General features: G+C 44.3%; 18 protein-coding genes. 5 read left to right on the top strand and 13 right to left on the bottom strand.

What is annotated here, in order from left to right:
• Positions 1–16 precede the first annotated feature (16 nt).
• The gene (locus tag B5X77_RS03855; RefSeq protein ID WP_079505267.1) at positions 17–883 is read left to right on the top strand and encodes a permease; all 867 of its coding nucleotides are present in this window, start codon (positions 17–19) and stop codon (positions 881–883) included.
• A gap of 36 nt (positions 884–919) precedes the next feature.
• Positions 920–1,051, top strand: coding sequence for a hypothetical protein (locus B5X77_RS23630; RefSeq protein ID WP_257391710.1), 132 nt, complete (start codon positions 920–922; stop codon positions 1,049–1,051).
• A 78-nt stretch (positions 1,052–1,129) separates the two neighbouring features.
• Here B5X77_RS23630 and B5X77_RS03850 read toward each other — a convergent pair whose 3' ends face one another.
• The 3 genes from B5X77_RS03850 to B5X77_RS03840 all read right to left on the bottom strand — a co-directional run bounded on the left by B5X77_RS03850 (position 1,130) and on the right by B5X77_RS03840 (position 4,683).
• Complete coding sequence (locus B5X77_RS03850) at positions 1,130–2,395, bottom strand: hemolysin family protein (RefSeq protein WP_079505265.1); 1,266 nt, start codon at positions 2,393–2,395, stop codon at positions 1,130–1,132.
• Positions 2,396–2,516: 121 nt separating this feature from the next.
• Entirely contained in the window at positions 2,517–3,068 is a 552-nt protein-coding gene (locus B5X77_RS03845; protein WP_079505263.1) for an undecaprenyl-diphosphatase, read from the bottom strand.
• Positions 3,069–4,185: 1,117 nt separating this feature from the next.
• Complete coding sequence (locus B5X77_RS03840; RefSeq protein WP_079505262.1) at positions 4,186–4,683, bottom strand: methylated-DNA--[protein]-cysteine S-methyltransferase; 498 nt, start codon at positions 4,681–4,683, stop codon at positions 4,186–4,188.
• 218 nt (positions 4,684–4,901) lie between these two features.
• Between B5X77_RS03840 and B5X77_RS03835 the strand changes: the two genes are divergently transcribed.
• Positions 4,902–7,940, top strand: coding sequence for a GNAT family N-acetyltransferase (locus tag B5X77_RS03835; protein ID WP_257391709.1), 3,039 nt, complete (start codon positions 4,902–4,904; stop codon positions 7,938–7,940).
• A gap of 11 nt (positions 7,941–7,951) precedes the next feature.
• Positions 7,952–8,806 carry an amidohydrolase family protein gene (locus B5X77_RS03830; protein ID WP_079505258.1) on the top strand — a complete coding sequence of 285 codons (855 nt, stop codon included), beginning with the start codon at positions 7,952–7,954 and terminating at the stop codon, positions 8,804–8,806.
• 196 nt (positions 8,807–9,002) lie between these two features.
• Here the strand turns inward: B5X77_RS03830 and B5X77_RS03825 are convergent, their stop codons facing one another.
• From B5X77_RS03825 to B5X77_RS03785, 9 genes are all read right to left on the bottom strand, one after another.
• Positions 9,003–9,530 carry a chromate transporter gene (locus B5X77_RS03825; RefSeq protein WP_079505256.1) on the bottom strand — a complete coding sequence of 176 codons (528 nt, stop codon included), beginning with the start codon at positions 9,528–9,530 and terminating at the stop codon, positions 9,003–9,005.
• On the bottom strand, positions 9,530–10,102 hold the full coding sequence (locus B5X77_RS03820) for a chromate transporter (RefSeq protein ID WP_079505254.1): 573 nt from the start codon (positions 10,100–10,102) through the stop codon (positions 9,530–9,532). Before B5X77_RS03820 ends, B5X77_RS03825 begins: the two co-directional genes overlap by 1 nt.
• 24 nt (positions 10,103–10,126) lie before the next feature.
• Positions 10,127–11,737 carry a gamma-glutamyltransferase family protein gene (locus tag B5X77_RS03815; RefSeq protein WP_079505252.1) on the bottom strand — a complete coding sequence of 537 codons (1,611 nt, stop codon included), beginning with the start codon at positions 11,735–11,737 and terminating at the stop codon, positions 10,127–10,129.
• 150 nt (positions 11,738–11,887) lie between these two features.
• Positions 11,888–12,877, bottom strand: a complete 990-nt coding sequence (locus B5X77_RS03810; RefSeq protein ID WP_079505250.1) for an ABC transporter ATP-binding protein — start codon at positions 12,875–12,877, stop codon at positions 11,888–11,890.
• A complete protein-coding gene (locus B5X77_RS03805; RefSeq protein ID WP_079505248.1) occupies positions 12,834–13,868 on the bottom strand; it encodes an ABC transporter ATP-binding protein in 1,035 nt (344 codons plus the stop codon). The genes B5X77_RS03810 and B5X77_RS03805 overlap by 44 nt, the downstream gene beginning before the upstream one ends.
• Positions 13,865–14,521, bottom strand: coding sequence for a DUF1028 domain-containing protein (locus B5X77_RS03800; RefSeq protein WP_079505246.1), 657 nt, complete (start codon positions 14,519–14,521; stop codon positions 13,865–13,867). The genes B5X77_RS03805 and B5X77_RS03800 overlap by 4 nt, the downstream gene beginning before the upstream one ends.
• A gap of 10 nt (positions 14,522–14,531) precedes the next feature.
• The gene (locus B5X77_RS03795; protein ID WP_079505244.1) at positions 14,532–15,419 is read right to left on the bottom strand and encodes an ABC transporter permease; all 888 of its coding nucleotides are present in this window, start codon (positions 15,417–15,419) and stop codon (positions 14,532–14,534) included.
• A 2-nt stretch (positions 15,420–15,421) separates the two neighbouring features.
• Positions 15,422–16,375 (bottom strand): nickel ABC transporter permease, encoded by a 954-nt coding sequence (gene nikB, locus B5X77_RS03790; protein WP_176167223.1) that lies wholly within the window; start codon positions 16,373–16,375, stop codon positions 15,422–15,424.
• 181 nt (positions 16,376–16,556) lie between these two features.
• The gene (locus B5X77_RS03785; RefSeq protein WP_257391708.1) at positions 16,557–18,113 is read right to left on the bottom strand and encodes an ABC transporter substrate-binding protein; all 1,557 of its coding nucleotides are present in this window, start codon (positions 18,111–18,113) and stop codon (positions 16,557–16,559) included.
• A 280-nt stretch (positions 18,114–18,393) separates the two neighbouring features.
• On the opposite strand from B5X77_RS03785, the gene B5X77_RS03780 reads away from it, so the two are divergent.
• Positions 18,394–18,843 carry an Lrp/AsnC family transcriptional regulator gene (locus B5X77_RS03780; protein WP_079505241.1) on the top strand — a complete coding sequence of 150 codons (450 nt, stop codon included), beginning with the start codon at positions 18,394–18,396 and terminating at the stop codon, positions 18,841–18,843.
• Positions 18,844–18,948: 105 nt separating this feature from the next.
• Here the strand turns inward: B5X77_RS03780 and B5X77_RS03775 are convergent, their stop codons facing one another.
• Positions 18,949–20,547, bottom strand: coding sequence for an aspartate:alanine exchanger family transporter (locus B5X77_RS03775; protein WP_257391707.1), 1,599 nt, complete (start codon positions 20,545–20,547; stop codon positions 18,949–18,951).
• Between the last annotated feature and the right edge of the window lie 386 nt (positions 20,548–20,933).

The following is a 20,933-nucleotide window of genomic DNA, read 5'->3' as shown; positions in this document are numbered from 1 at the left end:
GGGAAGAAGGTAAAAGATGATGATTGAATTTCTCAAAAGTTTTTTTTGGATTGCCATTGAACTAACTCTGCTTTTCATCGGGATTTCCTTTTTGATCAGCCTGCTCCAGGGTTATATTCCATATGAAAAAATCGAGAAGAAGTTAACCGGCCGCAATAAAGTGCTTGCCAGTTTTACTGCCATCCTGTTTGCTTTTATCACGCCATTCTGTTCCTGCTTGACTATCCCGGTGGTCGTAAATATGCTGAAAAAGAAAATACCATTTTCAATCGTCATGGTTTTCCTATTCGCTTCCCCTGTTTTGGATCCTACTATTCTAACGATCATGGGCGTTGTGATGGGCTGGAAGGTGACGATCATTTACACCGTCATCACAAGTATTTTCTCAGTAGCTATCGGTTTTGCACTTGATAAACTCGGATTTCAGCGTTATGTAAAAAACGTCATTATGTCTGGTTATGAAGAAAATAATCAAAAATTCAACTGGCGATTTGCTTTGAATGAAACCTGGTCGCTGATGAAAAGCGTGTACCCATACTTGCTGATAGGCGCTGCCATCGGGGCTGCCATCCACGGACTCGTTCCGACAGAGTTCATCACAAAATGGTTCGGACACGATGCCTGGTGGCTGATTCCAGTTGCCGCTATCGCCGGTATCCCATTATACATTCGTTTATCAAGCATGATTCCGATTTCACAAATGCTGATTTTAAAAGGAATGGCCCTTGGCCCGGTGATGGCAATGATGATCAGCTCTGCTGGCGCCAGCCTGCCTGAAATCATCCTGTTAAAATCGATTTTTAAAAAGCAGCTTGTGATCGCCTTTATCGTTTCTGTCATCACAATGTCTACTGTCTCTGGTTTTGTGTTTTACTTTATATAATTAATCAAATTATTTTGATGAAAGGAGGTGAAATCAATGGCTAACCTTATTAAAATCCTGAGGGGCAACAGCTCGAAGTCCGATTGCTGCAGCGTGGAAATCAAAGAAGTCCAGGAAACAGAGGAGAAAAACGAAGCGTGCTGTGACGGGGATACTTCTTGCTGCTAGTTTTTTTAACTCAATTTCTTTCCAGCAAACAAAAAAGGCGGAACCAGGCACCTAATCGCCTGGTTCCACCTTCTTCTTTTATTCTTCAACCTCTATAATAGGCAAAACTTCCACTTTTATTTTACGGATACGATGGTTATCTACTTCCTTGACGATGATCCTCAGATTTTCATAATCAAATGTATCGCCGTTTACCGGGATAGTTTCCAAAGTTTCAAAAATCCATCCGCCAAGGTTGTGGTATGATGTCACTGGCATCGGCACATTGAACAATTCGGCAAAATCATCTAGATCATAGGCCGCGTCAAACTCATATGTGCTTTCATCGATCTTCGTCATGATGTTCACTTTTTCATCGTGCTCATCCCAAATCTCGCCGACCAGTTCTTCCAAAATATCCTCAAGCGTAATCAAGCCGCTCGTACCGCCAAATTCATCTACGACGATAGCCATATGGCTCTTTGTCCGCTGCAGCTCTGGCAGCAGGGTCGCAATCTTCATTGATTTCACAACGAACATCGGCTGGCGCAGCATCTGGCGGATATTGACTTCTTTATTCTGAATCAGTTCTGCAAAAAATTCACGTTCGGACAAAAATCCGATGATGTTATCTATATTGTCCTCATGAACCGGCACCCGTGAAAAACGTTCCTCAAGGAATATCTGCTTAATTTCCTCGAGTGGCTGGTTAACTTCGATTGTAATCATATCCATTCGATGTGTTAAAATTTCGCCTACAAGAACATCGTTAAATTCCAGGGAACGGTGCACAAGCTCCCTTTCTTCGTTATTGATGACGCCTTCTTCTTCACTGATGTCCACCATGACCTTGATTTCTTCTTCGGTAACAGACGGCTGCGCTTCTCCATCCTTCGAAAAAACCTTCGATACAAATGCCTTCAATTTACTAAACAGGAAATTGACTGGTGTCAGGACCTTGATCAGCAATAACAAAATACCTGATATTTTTAACGAATATGTTTCTGCATGTTCCTTCGCAATCGACTTCGGCAATATTTCACCAAAAATCAGGATCAAGATGGTCATACCAAATGTACTGATGATAAGACCTGTGCTTGGTCCAAAAATATCGACGGCCACCTTGGATGAAATACTCGCAGCGGCAATGTTCACGATATTGTTTCCTACTAGAATAGTAGAAAGCGCGTCATCGAAATTCTCGGAAATATGCAACGCATTCTTGCTGCCAGCGCGGCCTTCGGAAACATAATTCCGCAGCCTGATTCTATTGACGCTGGAAAAAGCGGTCTCTGCCGATGAAAAGAAGGCAGACAAAAGAATTAAAACACCTAATAAAATGACTAAACCTATGGGAACTTCCAAAAAAATTCACTCTCCGAAAAAAAATTTGTCAGAATATATTTTACTGTTCTGAGGGTAATAAATCAAATACTCGAACTTAGCCTCATCCATGTACGGTTTACCCTGTGCAAAGGTTTCATAATCAGAGATTTTTCATTTCTCTGTCTGTCAATTTATTCTTGTTTGACATTTTGATATTTGGGATCAATCGGTAGCCAAAATATGCACATACCGTGCCAAGAATCGCCCCCACCGCTATATCCGCCGGATAGTGAACCCCCACCCATATTCGCGAAATGCCAACGATTGCAGCCAATAAAATCCATAAGTATGTATGCTTTCTTTTAAAAAGCCAGAACGTAACCGCAATCGTGAAAAAGATAATCGTATGGTCACTCGGAAAGGAATTGTTTATTTCCTTCTCAAGTAATTTATTCACCTCTGCCAGCTCTGCAAATGGCTGGTTGTTTGAATGGAACATGCCTGCAAGCTTCCCTGCGACTTCCGCTAAAATGAGTGCCGCAAGCCCGCTCACCACCATCAATCGATTTTCCAGCTTCCCGCTGAACAGGTAGATTAATAGCGCCGCCGCTAAGAGATAAATTGTATGTTTTGCGATCCAGACCATAACTGGATTCAAAAAAATGAATTCCTTCCCCAGGTCATTAATCATTCTGAAAAGTTCAATATTCATATAGGTAAGACACACTCTCTCCCTGATAATTTTATGTGACTAGTTTTCGCTTCCTTCACCATATCCGGGCACATTAATCCATTCTATGTGACCGGTTTTCACTTCCTTCACCATCTCCGGGAACATAAATCCATTTTATGTGACCGGTTTTCACTTCCTTCACCTTCTCCGGGAACATAAATCCATTTTATGTGACCGGTTTTCATTTCCTTCACCATCTCCGGGAACATAAATCCATTTTATGTGACCCGTTTTCACTTTCTTTACCAACTTCGGGAACATAAATCCATTTTATGTGACCGGTTTTCACTTTCTTTACCAACTTCGGGAACATAAGTCCATTTTATGTGACCGGTTTTCATTTCCTTCACCAACTTCAGGAACATAATTCACATAATTTGCCGGTACTACTCGTCCTTGACGATATCTTTCGTCGTTCCTCATTTTATCCACACGATAATCCATTTTATGTGACGATAACCTGCGTTGAACTCTCTTTATCCACACATTAATCACTTTATGTGACGATAACCTCTGTTGAGCATTCTTTATCCGCACATTAATCCACATTAATGTGTCGATAACCTCCGCTGAACGCTTTTTACCCGCACATTAATCCACATTATGTGTCGATAACCTCCGTTGAACGCTTTTTATCCACACATTAATCCACTTTATGTAGAGATAACCTCTGTTGAGCATTCTTTATCCGCACATTAATCCACATTATGTGTCGATAACCTCCGTTGAACGCTTTTTATCCACACATTAATCCACTTTATGTAGAGATAACCTCTGTTGAGCATTCTTTATCCGCACATTAATCCACATTATGTGTCGACAACCTCCGTTGAACGCTTTTTATCCACACATTAATCCACTTTATGTAGAGATAACCTCTGTTGAGCATTCTTTATCCGCACATTAATCCACATTATGTGTCGATAACCCCCGCTGAACGCTTTTTATCCACACGTTCATCCACTTTATGTGACGATAACCTCCGTTGATCCATGCTTAACCGCACATTAATCCCAATGATTAGTCCATAACCTCTTTAATCCATCCTTATTAAAACCAACCTCAACTTTCACAAAGTATTTCGGGCATATTAACCTTAACTATGTTCCTTTTCCAGCGCCAGCAAATGCTGTTTCATAGCAATCCCGCCGCGATAGCCTGTGATGGCTCCGTTTTTTCCGATGACCCGGTGGCATGGTACCGTGATGAGGACTGGATTTGCTCCGATTGCGGTTCCTACTGCTCTAACTGCTGCTGGCTTGCTGATTTTTCCGGCGATGTCTGAATATGTATGCGTGTCTCCGTAAGGGATTTCCCGCAATGCTGCCCAGACTGCTTCCTGGAATGGTGTGCCTTTTACATCTACGGCCATCGAAAATTCAGTGCGGCCGTCTTGAAGATATTCCTGCAATTCGGTTATGTAGGGCGCCAACGCCTCACCGTTTTCTTCAAAAACAGCCTTCGGAAACCTTTTCACCAAATCCTCGAAACTTTCCTCTGGTGATCCGACATAACATAATCCTTTAGCGGTGGCGGCTAGATAAATATTGCCTTTCTCAAATTCAAGTGTTCCCCAATGAATTCTTTGCTCCATGAACGCTCACTCCCCTTTTTCTTCATTATAACTAAAAATAGTGCAAACTGAATTGATTGAATTTTCTTTACACTAACAAAATTTACCTTTACGATGGAAATGGAATGCTTAGTACATTCCCATCAAATTAAAGGAGGTCATAAACATGGACAATTCACAAAAGCGGATTATTTTATCTAAAAAGGAAGACGGCCCTTAGTTAAGAGAGGAGAATGGACGTGACACAATTAAACAAGGTGATTCAAATTGAGAAATACCATGAAGGACTGGCGGCAGGGGTCGCGAGAATGTGGAACCTGAGCCGGGATGGCTGGGGCGGCGATACACGCGTTATGACGGAGGATCAGGTTAAAAAGAAGGAAGCCAACTCTGACAATATCGAGCTTTACTTGGCGCTGGACGGAGAAGAAGTGGTTGGTTACTGCGGTCTTTCGGAGTATAAGGAGGACACTGGCTCGCTTTATATCCCCCTGCTTAATGTCAGGCCAGATTATCAAGGGCACAAGATCGGCAAAAAGCTGGTACTTCAGGCGCTGGAAAAGACCGTGGAGCTTGGCTGGCCGCGGCTTGACCTTTACACCTGGGCCGGTAACACAAAGGCGGTCCCGCTTTACAAGAAATGCGGCTTTTTCTGGGAGGACCGGGATGACGCTACCCATTTAATGAATTTCATCCCCCAAATTCTGAATACTCCGCTGTTAAAGCCTGTTTTTGAAAAACTGGATTGGTATGAAGACAGCAACAGAGTAATAGAAGTGAAGCCGGACGGAATCAGGAAAAATGGCTTTACTTTCTATGAATATAGCTGGCAGAACGGAAACACCAATGCCCGGGTTCAGTTCGAACGAACAAGCCGCGGCATATCGTTGATTGAAACGGATGAATTCCTTCTTGAAATCAAGATGGCCGACCATGAAATCATCCAGGATGAAGAACGCGAATTTGAAATCAGGATTGTTAATAGAAGCGGCGAGCCACTTAGCTTCAAGGCAAGCGGAACCGCCCAAGAGCGCGTCTCTTATAACTTTGAGTCCGATATAGTTGTAGACGATGAGTCTACTATTTCCTCATCCTTTACCGTAAAAAAGGGAGAGGAACCAAGCCACTGGCGTACAAATCCAAGTATTAACGCCACAGTCTGGGTGAACGGTCTTGCATGCGAGTTGAAGCTGGGAATCTTCCCGATTGATCCGGCAAAAGTTGAGGCTAGCTACTCCGGCAATATTAGTTTCTTAGACCAGAAAACTAGTATTCAAGTAGAAGTGAAAAATAATCTGCGGGCAGATGCGGAGTTTCATTTACAGTTTCCTGAGACTGAACAGGTAGTTTTAGAGAATGATCATTACCTTGTAAATGTCCCTGCAGGCGGACGGAAAACCGTAACCGTTCCTTTGATGGTAAAACAGCATGGCTTTTACAACCCTGAATTGAAGATTACCGCCACAAAAGGAAACGGTGAGCAGCTGACCTTCGAACAAAACATTTCCCTTGCCTTCAAGGGGTTCGGGGTGAAATTCGGCGGTGAATCGAAGGATTTCTGGCATATTTTCAATGGTCTGGGACAAATCAATGTCCGCAAGCGTGACTTGTTGACTACCGCCGCTAAAAACACCAAGAGGCAGCAGCCATTTGCTTTCCTGACACCGAAGCTTGGGAAGCCCTATTCGCTTGAGTTCACAAAGAAAAGCCCAGCCTTTGTCAACTGGGAGCCAACCGATACTTCGATTGATCTGAAACTCAAGCTCGAGTCGGCTGAAATGGAAGGACTTATTTTAACCCAGACATATCGTTTATTCGGAGATGGCCTTATCCATACATGGGCCGAGGTTGAAAATTGCGGGACCGCGGTTCATGAGAACGTTGCCTACAGCCAGCCGGTCTTCCACGAACTAGAAGAAGTTTATTTCCCGCTCGAAAACGAGGTAGTGCATTTTTCGGAAAACCGGATCATGGAGTTCGGTGATTTGGATTCCAGGACGATAACAGGTAACTGGTATTTTTCAGAAGGTTCATCAGGTCCAATCGGACTTTGCTGGCCTGTAAAAAGTAAAGCGGCTCCTGAGGGATGGCAGTTTGTGATAGAAGACCAATTCGGTGAAATGAAACCGGGTGCGAAAGCTGTTTCAGGAGCGATCACTCTGTCTCTTGGTACCTTCCAGAGTTTTGAGGAGTTCGCCGCATATGCGCAGCAAACCATTGTTCTGAAAAAGCCGCAGTGGACTTGTGAACTGGAATTCATGGCTGAGCAGCTGGTGATCCAGCCTGATGCTGATCCTATTTTTACGGTGAAAACCTACAGGAACAGCTATCTGGATGGCACGCTTACTGTTGGAGATGAATGCCACGCGATCACCGCTGATATGGAGAAGATAACTCATTCCGTTTCAGCAAAACAGCAATGGACACCGATCTCCATCGTTAATGCTTTTTATCAAGGAAACGGTACACAGGCAAATTTATCGGATTTAATCCTCTCTCCTGCAGGCACGGTCTCTTCTGATATAGAGAATGGTGTTTATATTGTTGATAATGGCGTCATAACGCTGAAGGCAGATCCAAATTTCTATCCTGGTGTATTTTCGCTGACAGTGAACGGCCATGAATGGCTAGCCAATTCTTATCCTGAACCAACTGCGAAAAGCTGGTGGAATCCATGGGCCGGCGGGATGAAGACAGCACCAAACGGAATCAACACCTTCTCTTTGTTAAAAGAAAGCAGCACCGCTTCTGTGGTCGAACGGAAGGACAGCAAGGGTAACAAATGGATGGGCTTTGCCATCACCACCGATTTCAAAGAGCATAAAGATTGGAAAGGTGTCCAGTATGTCCAATACTTTTTACTGCTTCCAGGCGTGCCTGTTGTCGCTTCTTTTGCCGAAATAGTGAATGATGGCGGCAAAAACTTCTGCAACGAAGTGTGGATGACAGACTTGTTTGTCGGTGCAGATGAGCTGACAGACTTCAGCATATCTGTTAACGAGAGTAAAACCATTACCTCGTATAAAGCCGGCAGTGAGGAGATTCCGTTGCGTCTCGAAGCCGACTCGTACATCGAATCAATCCATTCGCCAGAAAAACTTTATCTCGTTGGAAATAATGATGCCGATCGGACAGAGGCTTATACGAATAAAGAAGTGCTTCAGCTCGGGAGCAATCATAAAGGGCAATTTAAAAAGAGCGCTCCGCTGTTCCTGTTGTTCGATGAACGCAGGATGTCAGGAAGCCTGTTGAAAAACCTGAGAAGAGTCCAATTTTAAAAGGAGAAGCTATGAAAATCATCGATGCCCATATACATCTATCAAACATTAAATCCTTTTATGAAACGGCCGAAAAGCTGTCTTTTGTTGACTATTCGGTAAATGGCATCCTGCAAGAGTTCAGGGATGCTAATGTGGTTCTCGGAATTGGCATGGGGTTGACGGAAACGGACAGGATGGGTTTCCCGGATTATGAAGCCCAGACTCCGATGGGCCTGGATTTGGAGGCAGAGGTGCCAGGCAACATCGTTTGCTGCGCCGGCGTCAATCCATATGACCTTGATGAGGCAGCCCTTGTCCGTCTTGAGGAGGAATTGCAAAATCCAAGGACTGTCGGAATTAAAATCTATCTTGGATACTATCCTTTTTACGCCTACGACGACGTGTATGAACCAGTCTACCAGCTGGCTGCTAAATATCAGCTGCCGGTGGTATTTCATACTGGCGACACTTATTCGGAACGAGGATACTTAAAATATTCCCACCCGATGGCGATTGACGAGGTGGCGGTCAACCACCGGAATGTGAATTTCATGATGGCCCATTTCGGGGATCCATGGACCTTGACGGGTGCGGAGATTATTTATAAAAACCCGAATGTTTTTGCCGATTTGTCAGGTTTGATCGTCGGCACCAAAGCAGACTTGGATAAACGCAGCCAGGGGCGTTTTCTTGACCACCTGCGGCATGCGCTGGAGTTTGCCGATTCCTACGACAAGCTTCTGTTTGGAACAGACTGGCCGCTGATTCCCATTGGCCCGTATATTGATTTCATCAAGGACCTGATCCCTCCGGACTACCACGAGGATGTATTTTACAATACTGCACTCAAGGTGTTTCCTAGGATTAAACCGTTTGTTGAATAAAATAAAAAAGTACCCTTATCACTATATTGGTACTTCAGATCCTTTAAAAAGTGTTTCCTTCTTCGTAATTACCTGCTGTAATTTAAGTTGTGATTATTATCGTATCAATAATGATAATAATCCTATAAGGAACGAATTGTTGCCAAGAATTTTTCCAAATAAACAGCCCATCCTTTCTTCGGATGGGCTTTTACAGTTATAAAAATAGACCGCCGTAGGCTAAGGATGCTGTAATGACGTACGCAGGATGCACCTTCCACTTTTCCAGCAGAAGGTAGCTGGCAGCAATCAATAGTACTGTTTGAATGATACCAGTATCTACATAGGAGCTAAAGAAAAAGTTGAAAGTCATAACACCCAGCAGTACGGCAATGATAGGCCTGATATAGTTAGTCATTCTTTTAACTTTAGGTGAATCTTTATGACGGTACAAGATCCCAAGGAGAAAAATCATTAAGATCAATGAAGGGGCAACTGTTGCGAAAATGCCAACAACGGCTCCCAGAATCCCTCCCTGTTCGTATCCAATATAGCCTGCCAGTTTAGTGGCAATTGGTCCTGGCAATGCATTTCCTATTGCCAGCACCTCGCTGAATTCCGGGACCGTCATCCAGCCATAGCGGTCAACCACCTCATTTTCTACCAGTGGAATCGATGCAGGTCCGCCTCCGTAACCGAGGATTCCGGGAATGAAAAAGGCGAGGAATATATGCCAGTAGATCATTATCCCACCCCTCTTTCAATCTTTTTCTCCACCTCTGGAGTCTTATCTTTTTTAACCAGGGCCAGAATCAGCAATATAAGAATCAGGAAGGCAGGGTGGACATTAAGAACTTCCATCAGTATAAGGCCCCCAATAATCATTAAGCCTGAATTCACCTTTCCCAGGGTTTCATTTGATTTCTTGAAAAAGTCCCATGTCATGGTTGCCAGCATTACACCAACGACTGGTACAACTGCTTTTGTCATACCCACAACCCAGGGTAAATCTTTAAACGAAGATAGCGAGGATAATAAGACCACCATCAGCAATATCGTCGGAACGATTGTTGCTGCAGTCGCATTTACCATTCCTGTAAAACCAGCAACCCTGTAACCGATATATCCAGCCATCTTTGTAGCAATCGGGCCTGGAAGGGTATTACCCAAAGCTAATACATCAGCAAACTCATCATCATTCATCCACTTATATTTCTCGACCACTTCTTTATGGACGAGCGGGATAGATGATGGGCCGCCGCCATACCCAAGCATTCCCACACGGAAAAATGCAAGGAATAGATCAAGCTGCTTCATTTTCATTCAACACCTTTTTTGAGATTACCAAGCTGCGACTGCGCCATCAGTCCTCGACTCTGTTCCGCCGGAAAGCACTCCAGTGACAGGGTCTCTCCAGATAATTTGGCCCCTTCCAAATCCTCCCCCATCCAATGCGAACTGGATTTCGTGTCCTTTCCTGGCAAGTGCCTGGGCAATGTGGGCAGGGAAAGTATTCTCAACAACCACCTTATTTCCCTCCATCCATTGCCAGCGAGGCGAATCAAGTGCAGCCTGAGGATTGAGGCTGAAGTCGATTGTATTCATGATGACCTGGGCGTGACCCTGTGGCTGCATGTATCCTCCCATGACTCCGAACGGCCCGACTGCTTCATTATCCTTTGTCAAGAACCCCGGAATGATGGTATGGTAGGTCTTCTTTCCAGGTTCAAGGCGATTATCATGGGACGGATCTAATGAAAAATCTGCTCCCCGGTTTTGCAGTGCAATCCCTGTTCCCGGTATGACAATTCCCGATCCGAAGCCCATATAATTACTTTGGATGAAAGAAATCATGTTTCCTTCCTCATCCGCTGCAGCCAGGTAAACGGTCCCGCCCTTTGGAGGTGTGCCAGGCTCCGGCAGTCTCGCAGATTCGCCGATCAAGCTTCTTCTTGTTTCTGCATATTCTTCTGATAAAAGCTGTTCAGATGTAACTGACATTTTCTCAGGGTCGGTAACATATTTTTTAGCATCAGCGAAAGCAAGCTTTATTGCTTCAATCTGCTTATGGTATGTATCCACAGATTCTTTTTCTTTTAGTTCATAGCCTTTTAACATGTTCAGTGCCATTAACGCAACAATTCCCTGGCCATTCGGCGGGATTTCCCAGACATCATAGCCTCGGTAATTGACCTTGATAGGCTGTACCCACTCAGGCTTGTATGCGGCTAAATCTTCTTTTGAAATAAAGCCCCCATGCTGCTTAGAATATGCATCTATTTTTTCTGCAAGTTCTCCTCGATAAAAACTTTCCGCGTTTGTTTCGGCAATTTTACGTAATGTACTTGCGTGGCCCTCTGATTTCCACACTTCACCTATTTTCGGCGCCTGCCCATTTGGAGCAAAAGTTTCAAACCATCCTTTGTATTCGTCACCTTTAAAGATTTCTTTAAATTTTTCAAAGGCAATATTCCAATACTTGCCGAGGACGGGCGATAAAGGGTATCCCTTTTCTGCATATTCGATCGCCGGCTGTAAAACCTCGGTCAATGGCAGCTTGCCAAAACGTCTTGATAACTCAGCCCATGCTGCTGGCACACCAGGAACGGTGACAGGAACCAGGCCAAAGGTCGGCATTTTATCATGTCCTTTTTCCTTAACAGCATCAATCGAGATGTTTTTTGGAGCAGGACCGCTGGCGTTTAGGCCATGGAGCTCACCTTTTACCCAGACTAATGCGAATGCATCCCCGCCAATACCATTCGAAGTTGGCTCAACAACCGTTAGGCAGGCTGCTGTTGCAATAGCAGCATCGATGGCATTTCCACCCTTTTTTAAAATATCGAGTCCTGCCTGGGCCGCCAGCGGCTGGGAAGTAGCAACCATTCCTTTCCTTGCAAAGGTTACAGTTCTTTGTGAATGGTATGGGTAATTTAAATAATCTAAGTTCATAAAATAATCTCCCCCTCAAAGAAGTAACTTTCATTTGTAAGTCAATTTAACTTATTAGCTTTACAAATGAAATATTCTCTTTTTATAAAACAGCGTTTCTTTTTCATATCGAAAGAAACGTCCTTACCTCACTGGTAAGGACCTTGCACATTATGCGTAATGGCAAGCGGCAAAATGTTTCTCGCTTACTTCCCTAAAAGCCGGTTCCTCCGCTCTGCATAAATCCGTGGCCAGCGGGCATCTTGTATGGAATCGACAGCCGCTCGGAACGTTGATCGGGCTCGGCACATCGCCCTTTAAGATAACCCTTTCCCTCTTCTTCTCTTCCTTGGTTGAAGGAATGGCAGAAAGCAATGCCTTAGTATAAGGATGGCGCGGATTATCGTAAAGATCCTTCTTATCCGCCAGCTCAACCATTTTCCCTAAATACATTACGGCAACACGATCGCTGACATGCTTGACAACGCTAAGGTCGTGGGAAATAAACAAGTATGTCAGCTGATGCTCCTTTTTCAAGCGCTGCAGCAGATTCAGGATTTGGGACTGGACGGATACATCCAGCGCGGACACAGCTTCATCACAAACAATCAACTTTGGGTTCGTACATAGCGCACGGGCGATACTTACCCTTTGGCGCTGCCCGCCGGAAAACTCATGCGGGAATCGATGATAATGCTGTTCCGAAAGCCCGACTTCTACCAAAAGATTGCAAACATAATCATATAACTCTTTTTCAGGGACGATTTTGTGAGTTTCTACGATTTCTGACAACATGGCTCCAACAGTCATTCTCGGATTCAGTGAACCGTATGGATCCTGGAAAATGATCTGCATATCCTTACGGTTATCGCGCATCTGCCGTTTGGAAACCCTGGTAATATCCTTACCGTCGTAAATAATTGTTCCTGAGCTAGGTTCATGAAGTCTGAGGATGGCCCGTCCCATAGTAGATTTGCCACATCCTGATTCTCCTACGATTCCCAGCGTTTCCCCTCTCTTAAGTGAGAACGTAATCCCATCCAATGCCTTAACAACCTGTTTTTCTCCAAAGTATCCTTGATCACCTACCGGAAAATATTTGGTTAGATCCTGTACATCAAGAAGATTTGCCGACGGCAACTTCGCTAATGGCTGGCCCATTTGCCTCACCTTCCTTCCATAAATCAGTATATTTCCAGCAGCTGACTGTGTGTTGATTATCGGCATGCACAAGATCCGGTGATTGTGCTCTGCAAATTTCCTGTGCGTACGGGCATCGGTCAGCAAATCTGCAACCGGCAGGCATTGCATCCGGTGATGGTACAGAACCTTTTATAACAAAAAGCTCTTCCATATCCTCTTCGGCGTCTACATCGGGAATGCACTTCATCAGTCCTTGGGTGTAGGGATGCAGCGGATTGTTAAAAATCGATTTCCTGCTTCCATATTCTACCGCTTTCCCTGCATACATGACCAGCACTGTATCGGCCATTTCAGAAACAACCGCCAGGTCATGGGTAATCATGATGATTCCCATATCCAGGTCTTTTTGCAGATTTTTCATCAGATCAAGAATTTGTGCCTGGATCGTTACATCAAGAGCAGTGGTCGGCTCATCAGCAATCAGCAATTCCGGGTTGCAGCTAAGGGCAATCGCAATCATGACCCTTTGTCTCATACCGCCGCTAAGTTCATGTGGATAGGCATCAATACGTTTTTCCGGAGAAGGAATTCCTACAAGCTGCAGCATTTCAATCGCCTTCTGGCGCGCTTCTTTTTTGCTTACCTTCTGATGAAGAATAATAGTTTCGGCAATTTGTTTTCCCACCGTCTGCACTGGGTTCAGCGAAGTCATAGGTTCCTGGAAGATCATCGAAATCTGATTGCCCCTGATCTTGCTCATCTGTTTCATTGATTTTCCCGTTAAGTTCTCACCCTTCAGGAGAATTTCGCCTTCCACTTCTCCTGTCTTTGGAAGCAGGCCCATGACGGAAAGAGAGGTCATACTTTTTCCACAACCTGATTCCCCAACAATACAAAGAGTCTTCCCCTTTTCCACATTAAAGGACAATCCGGCTACTATATTTGTCGTCTTCTTTTTCCCAGCAAAGCTGACTTTAAGATTCTTCACTTCCAATAATGGCTGCGTCATTGGGTTGCTCTCTCCTTTCTCTTTACTAGATTAGCAGTGTAAGGAAACAAATCTTCCTGGCACTTTCTATAGACCCTGATTAGTTCTTCAACAGGATTGTGATGTTCATCCACTCGAACATCTACAAGAGGGTATTCTTCCTGATGGACTATATAAATAGCAGCCGACTGCCTTCCCCTTTTGTCCCCGCCGGCTTCCTGGCCGCTTGCCAGCGTTGCTAAAAGTCTATCTGGCAAGCTTTCATTCTCCAACGCCTGGTACGTTTCAAACATTGCATCGATTGTTTCCGGACCCGTCAGCATATTGCCTGCCACCACAAACTGCGATCCAACTCGATGCCCCTGCCAAGGAACCGTGTCTTTTCCTGTAAAAGCCGTGGCATTCCCATCCTTATCGATGACGGCGCACTGTCTTCTTTCTCTGTCCGGGTCTAGAGTAAGTAAATGTTCCAGCACTTCCACGGGTGTTTTTCCTTCAGTTAATAGCTTGATTCCATCTATGCCGTAAAACGGATTAACCAGAGCCTGTGTCGCAATCGCGCCAATACCGGATTTAACATAAGGAACAAGTGATCCTACCGCAGGCCTTGCTGTTGAAACGGCAACGCCTAACATTCCAGTTTTCTCGCATCTAGCAGTTATTGAAAATGTCATTATATCAACCTCACTTCAGCTTTGGATCTAATGCATCACGCAGGCCATCACCAAATAAGTTAATGGATAGAACTGTCAAGAAGATAAATAATCCCGGGAATAACGAGATCCATGGTGCATCTCCCAAATACCCCTGTCCCATCGATAACATGGCACCCCAGCTAGGTGTCGGCGGCTGAGTACCCAGTCCCAAATAGCTTAAAGAGGCTTCAGAAATGATTGCAGCTGCAATAGCTAAGGTGGCCTGGACTAAAATAGGCGGCATGCAGTTCGGCAATATATGCCTGAAGATGATTTTAAAATCACTGATTCCTGAAGCTTTTGCAGCAGTAACATATTCCCGTTCCCTCTGGCTCAACACCTCTCCCCGGACCAGACGGATAAAGTTAGGTGTGAAGATAATCCCAATCGCAATCATGGCATTCTGTAATCCGGCTCCCATAACGGCAGCAAGGGAAAGTGCCAGGACTAACGGCGGGAATGATAGCAATGCATCAGTAAAGCGCATCACCACGTATTCATCTAAAACGCCTCGATAATAACCTGAAAAAAGTCCAATTGGAATCCCGATTGCTAAAGCAATGCCGACGGATATGATTCCAGCCTGGATTGATACCCTTGCTCCATAGATAATCCGGCTCAGGATATCGCGTCCAAGTTCATCAGTGCCCAGGAGATTTTCAGCATTCGGACTCTGAAGAAACTTTGCATAGTCCTGGTCTGAAGGATTATACGGCGCTACGACAGGCGCCAGGACAGCCATTAGAATAAGCAGCAATGTAAAAATACCGCCAAGAACGGCTAGTTTATTTTGAAAGAATCGAGAGCTCATCTCTCTCAATCGGCGTTTCCTCGGGCTCTCAACAACTACCATCTTTTGTTCTAACTGTGCTTCCATGGTCACTGGCCCCCCGTAAGCTTAATTCTTGGATCTAGAATCGAATAAAGGATATCAATAAAGAAGTTAACAACCACTACCGCTATGGCCATAAACAGGACGGCCCCCTGGACAACCGGGAAATCCCTTGTCAAAATCGCATCGATGACAAGCCTGCCCAGCCCCGGGATTGCAAAGATCGTTTCGGTGATTACCGCTCCGCCAAGGAAAGTCGCTAGCTGGAGTCCGCTGACAGTGACTACAGGAATAAGGGCATTTTTTAAAGCATGGCCGATAACGACTTCTCTTTCCAAAACACCTTTTGCATATGCCGTCCTGATATAATCGGCTTCCAACACTTCGAGCATGCTTGAACGCAGCATTCTTGTTATTTCAGCACTCAATCGAACCCCTACTGCAAGGGCAGGTAATATCATTAAAATCATGCTCTGCTTAAAATTTTTCCACGGCTCTACATACCCTGAAGGGGCAACCCAGCCTAATGAAATGGAAAAGACAAATATAAGCAGGATACCCAGGAAAAATGGAGGAACCGAAACTCCTGACAATGCAAAAGTTGTTCCAAAGTAATCCCAGAACGTCCCTTTTCTTGTAGCCGATATAATACCAGCAGGAATGGCAATCAGCATCGCGATAATGAATGACATAATCGACAGCTGGACGGTGACCGGCAGCTTTTGAAGCAGCACTGTCAATACTGGCGTATTATCTTTTAAAGAGTTTCCTAAGTCTCCCTGGAGAACATTCGTAACCCAGTTGAAATACTGGACATAAAGAGGGTCGTTCAGTCCCATCTGCTGCCTTAATGCCTGCAAAGCCTCCTCAGTAGCTTCTTGTCCTAATATCATCCTTGCAGGGTCACCAGGTGTAAGATGGACGAGTGAAAATACAATAATACTCACTAGAAATAAGATAACAACCATTAATCCTAATCTGCGAAGCAAAAACTTAACCACGCTGCTCCCTCCCTTTCCGTTATTTTTCAAGACTTTTTTCGCGCTAGTTGAACATATTGCACCTATTATTGCAACTTATTTTATTGACACTATTCCAGCGGATACATTATGCAGAGCTTAAGGGTGCTTTTTAAAAAATTTCGGCTCGGAGACAATTCCCCAAGCCGAATCAAGTAAATGCTTATTTAAATGAAACGTCATGGAAGCGCATCATTTGATCCGCGATGTGATTATAGCCCTGCAGGTTGTTTTTAAATGCCTTGTAATCCTTCTCATGATAGATGAAAATGAACGGTACTTCTTCCTGTCCAAGCTTTGAAGCTTCTGAGTAGATTTTCTTCCGTTCCTTTTGGTCTGTTTCAACACGTGCCTGTTCTAAAAGCTCGTCCATCTTCGGGTTTGAATAACCATAGTTTATAGAACCTTTTGTGTGGAAAAGTGCATAAATGTTTCCATCCGGATCCGTTCTGCCGCTCCATCCCAATCGGACAGCGTCAAACTTGAAGTTATCCATATTATCAAGCATTGTTCCGAATTCAACCATTTCTAGATTCACCTTGATACCAGCTTCCTTAGCCATGGATTGAATCATTTGAGAGATTTGTTCTTCAACAGGTTTAGGTGAAAGCTGTAATGTAAATTCGAATCCATCAGGGTAACCAGCTTCGGCCATTATTTTCTTGGCCTTTTCAACATTTTTCTTCTTAGGCTTGATACTCTCATCAAATGCCCATGTTCCAGGAGGGATAGCTCCCGCCGAAGCTACGCCTGTATCGCGCAGTGCAACTTTAATTATTGCTTCACGGTCAATGACAAGATCCAATGCCTGGCGAAGTGCTTTGTTGTTGAACGGTTCACTTTTGTGGTTCAAATACAGCCCCTGGAATCCAAGTGCTCCCGTTTCAGATAACGTAAGATTTGAATCCTTCTTAAGCTTCTCGACGTCCTTCGGCGGTACCTTGCTGATGATGTCAACATCCCCTGATGTCAGGTTTGTCAGCCTCACGTTTTCGTCAGCATACGGACGGTAAACAATTTTTTCAAACTTTGGCGCGCCGCCCCAATAATCTGCATTTTTCTCTACTACGATTTTGTCCTGTTTAACGCGGGATACAAATTTAAATGGACCAGTACCTACAGGAGAATTGGCAAAGTCTTTGCCCTTTTCTTTTACTGCTGTAGGTGAAACCATCATTCCGGCGCGGTCAGACAATGCTGCAAGGAATGGGCTGTAAGGCTCGGCAAGCACAACCTTTAAAGTAGTTTCATCGACAACTTCAATCTTTTCGATAGATGATAATTCGGATGCACGAGGTGATCCCGCATTTGGATCCATCATGCGTTCAAAGTTGAATTTAACAGCTTCCGCATTAAATGGCGTCCCATCATGGAAGGTAACTCCCTTTTGTAAAGAGAAGGTATACGTTTTGCCATCTTCTGAGATGTCCCATTTTTCAGCAAGCATTGGGACAAAGTTCAGCTTCTCATCCACATCAACAAGCTTGTCATAGATACTATGGAATATTTGCCTGTCAACAGCTGCTGTAGACAGATGCGGATCCAGCTGCGGCGGGTCATCATCCAGCCCGACTACCAATTCTGTTTTGTCCGTTTTCGGAGCGCTGGCCGTTGTAGATTTTTCTGCTTCTGTACTGGATGAATTACTATTGTTACAGCCAGTCAGTAACAATACAAAACTCATAAATATTGCCGCAAACATTTTTACATTCTTACTCACTTTTCCTTCTCCCCCTTTTTCGCAAAACAACTTCCCTAACATAAGTAGTCTAAATAAAAAGATTGACTCCTTTATGAAAGCGTTTCACTAAATTTAATATCATTTCGAATTTCGTATTATTATATTATATTAAATTTAAAAAATCTATATAATATTCAGAATATAGTAAACTTTTTTTATTAATATAATTTCCTGCTCAATTTTTTCCAGTTTCCGTTGAAAATGTTATCAATTGTAAGCTAAGATAAATTTACATCTGATTAAAAAGAGTGGTGTTTAAATGGTAATCGATGAAACTGACCGAATGATACTTCAGTTATTATCCGAAAATGGCAGAATGTCATATGTGGACATTGGAAAAGAATTGAATTTATCAAGAGTATCCATACGGGAAAGAGTGAATCAATTAATCGAAGGTGGCGTAATTGAAAAGTTTTCTGTTGTGATCAACTCCGAAAAAGTGGGGAAATCTGTTTCAGCCTTCTTTGAAGTGGATTGCGAGCCTTCATCTCTTGTGAGGGTTGCTGAGACACTGGCAAATAATCCAAGTGTGGCTAGCTGCTACCAGATGACAGGACCGAGTACATTACATATGCATGTTCTCGTAGAGGATTTCATAAGACTGGAAAATTTCATCAATGAGGAACTATATAGTTTGGAAGGAATCACAAGGGTGGAAAGCCATATTCTACTAAGAAGATTCAAGAGCCGTACTGGTTTGAAGCTATAACGAAAAAAGACACGGACATGAAGTCTGTGTCTTTTTATAGTTAATCAACACTTACAAAAAAAGACACGGACATCTAGTCTGTGTCTTTTTATAATTAATCAATGCTTACAAAAAGAAAACCAGAACCTGGGATGCAATCGCTACCGATATGAGCGCAAACGGATAGGCGGCCGCATAACCGATTGATGCCTCCTCGGAGTCCATCAGCTGGTTGGCTGCACCAAGTCCCGGGGTACTGGTCATTCCGCCGCATAGTGCGCCTAATGAGTGAATGATGCTGAGCCTGAAAAGCTTTCTCGCGATGAAAAAGCCGGCTACTACTGGCAGAATGGTAATAATCGCACCGCCAATCACAAGATTGAACCCTTCCTGCTGGATGACCTGGACGATTCCTTTTCCAGCCGTAGTACCAGCACCGGCAAGGAATAAGACTAATCCGATATCGCGGATGACCTGGTTGGATGGCTGGTAATAGCGAGCATGGATCGGGCCAAGCTTTCCGAAGTGGCCGATGATCAAGGCGACGAACAAAGGACCGCCAGCGACACCAAAAGTAATGGTTCCCAGTTTCGGAAAGTGAATCGGTACCATTCCCGCCAGGACGCCAAGCAGCAGCACAAGGCTCAGCGACAGGATGTGAATATTGGTTGCGGTAAGCTTTTTTCTGCTGAACAGCTTTTCGACATCATCCAAACGGTCTTTACTGCTGACAAGAGTCAGGACGTCGCCGCGCTCCAGACGCCATCTCGAGTTCTGGTTGAATTCAAACCCGCTGCGTTCGATCCTTGTTACTGTCACCCCGTATGTGCGCCTTAACTCAAGGTCCTTGATTGTTTTTCCGATCAATTCCAGGGCATCCACAGTGACCTTGCGCAACTCGACATTATCATGATTAACAGTGTTCGTCTCCACTTCTTTGCCGATATCCTCGCAAAGCTTTTTTAGATCGTTGGGCAACCCGACGGCGACTAGCCTGTCGCCAACCAGAATAACGGTGTCATTGAGGGCGATGATGTTCCGGTCGCCGCGGATGACCCGGCTGATGACTACCGTATTATATTGGTTGAACTCCAGCTCTTTTAGTGTTCTTTTATTGATTGAAGGGTCAGTTACCTCTATTGTCGTCACCTCAGGCGACTCATCATTCCGGACAGGACCTGATTTCCTTTTTAAATCCTCAGCTAAGTCCACTTTCAGCACACGCGGCAATAGCTGCACGAACAGCACGACTGCCAGCACCCCGAATGGATAGGCAATCCCGTAGCCAACAGAGGCAAGCGGGTCGCCAGTTGCCTGAAGTGCAGCAGCAAGGCCTGGCGTACTTGTCAGGGCGCCCGTCATAATGCCGATGCTCAATGCGGGTGAAAGGTTGAACAGCTTGGATACGATGATCGTAGTTACGGATGCGACTAGCACAATCAACAGGCTAATGATTCCAAACACGGCCCCGCTCGTTTTCATCATCCTGAAAAATCGCGGCCCTGCCGATAAGCCCACCGCGACGATGAATAATCCAAGGCCCAGCTGCTGGATGACAGGCGACACCTGATACCCGAAATGGCCGAATACCATCGCCGCCAGCAACACCCCTGACGTACCGAGGCTCAGTCCGTGAATTTTGATTTCCCCAAGCGCAGAGCCGAGAAATAGTATGACAAATAATAAAATTAACGGTTCCTCAAGCAAACCTTTTATGCCGTCCACTGGTGATTCCTCCAAGTTAATAACGTTTGTGAAATTCTACACATTATAGGATAGCACGATGCCTGGCCATTTCCTAACCAAGACATTGACGAATTTATTACAAAAACAACATCTCTCTGATGAAAACGTTTTTCTTAATAGATTTTCCTCAAAGAAGAGTTCCTTAAACGATATTTGAGCGGTTCGAGATGCTAATGCAGAGAAACCTGCTTTTTCATACACTTTTTATATCAAAAGCTTCAGTACCATTCATCTATTTATAGAGGAATTATAATTTATATTGCAAGTTGCTCTTCTTTATAGCTATTTTTTTATTTTTATAGCGATTTTCTCTTTTTTATAGCGATTTTCTCTTTTTTATAGCGATTTTTCTATTTTTTTAGCGA

Origin of the sequence: Mesobacillus jeotgali (genome assembly GCF_900166585.1) — a bacterium.
GTDB classification, from domain to species: domain Bacteria; phylum Bacillota; class Bacilli; order Bacillales; family Cytobacillaceae; genus Mesobacillus; species Mesobacillus jeotgali_A.
The sequence above is the reverse complement of the archived record's forward strand: the minus strand, read 5'-3'. Positions and strand labels throughout refer to the sequence as shown.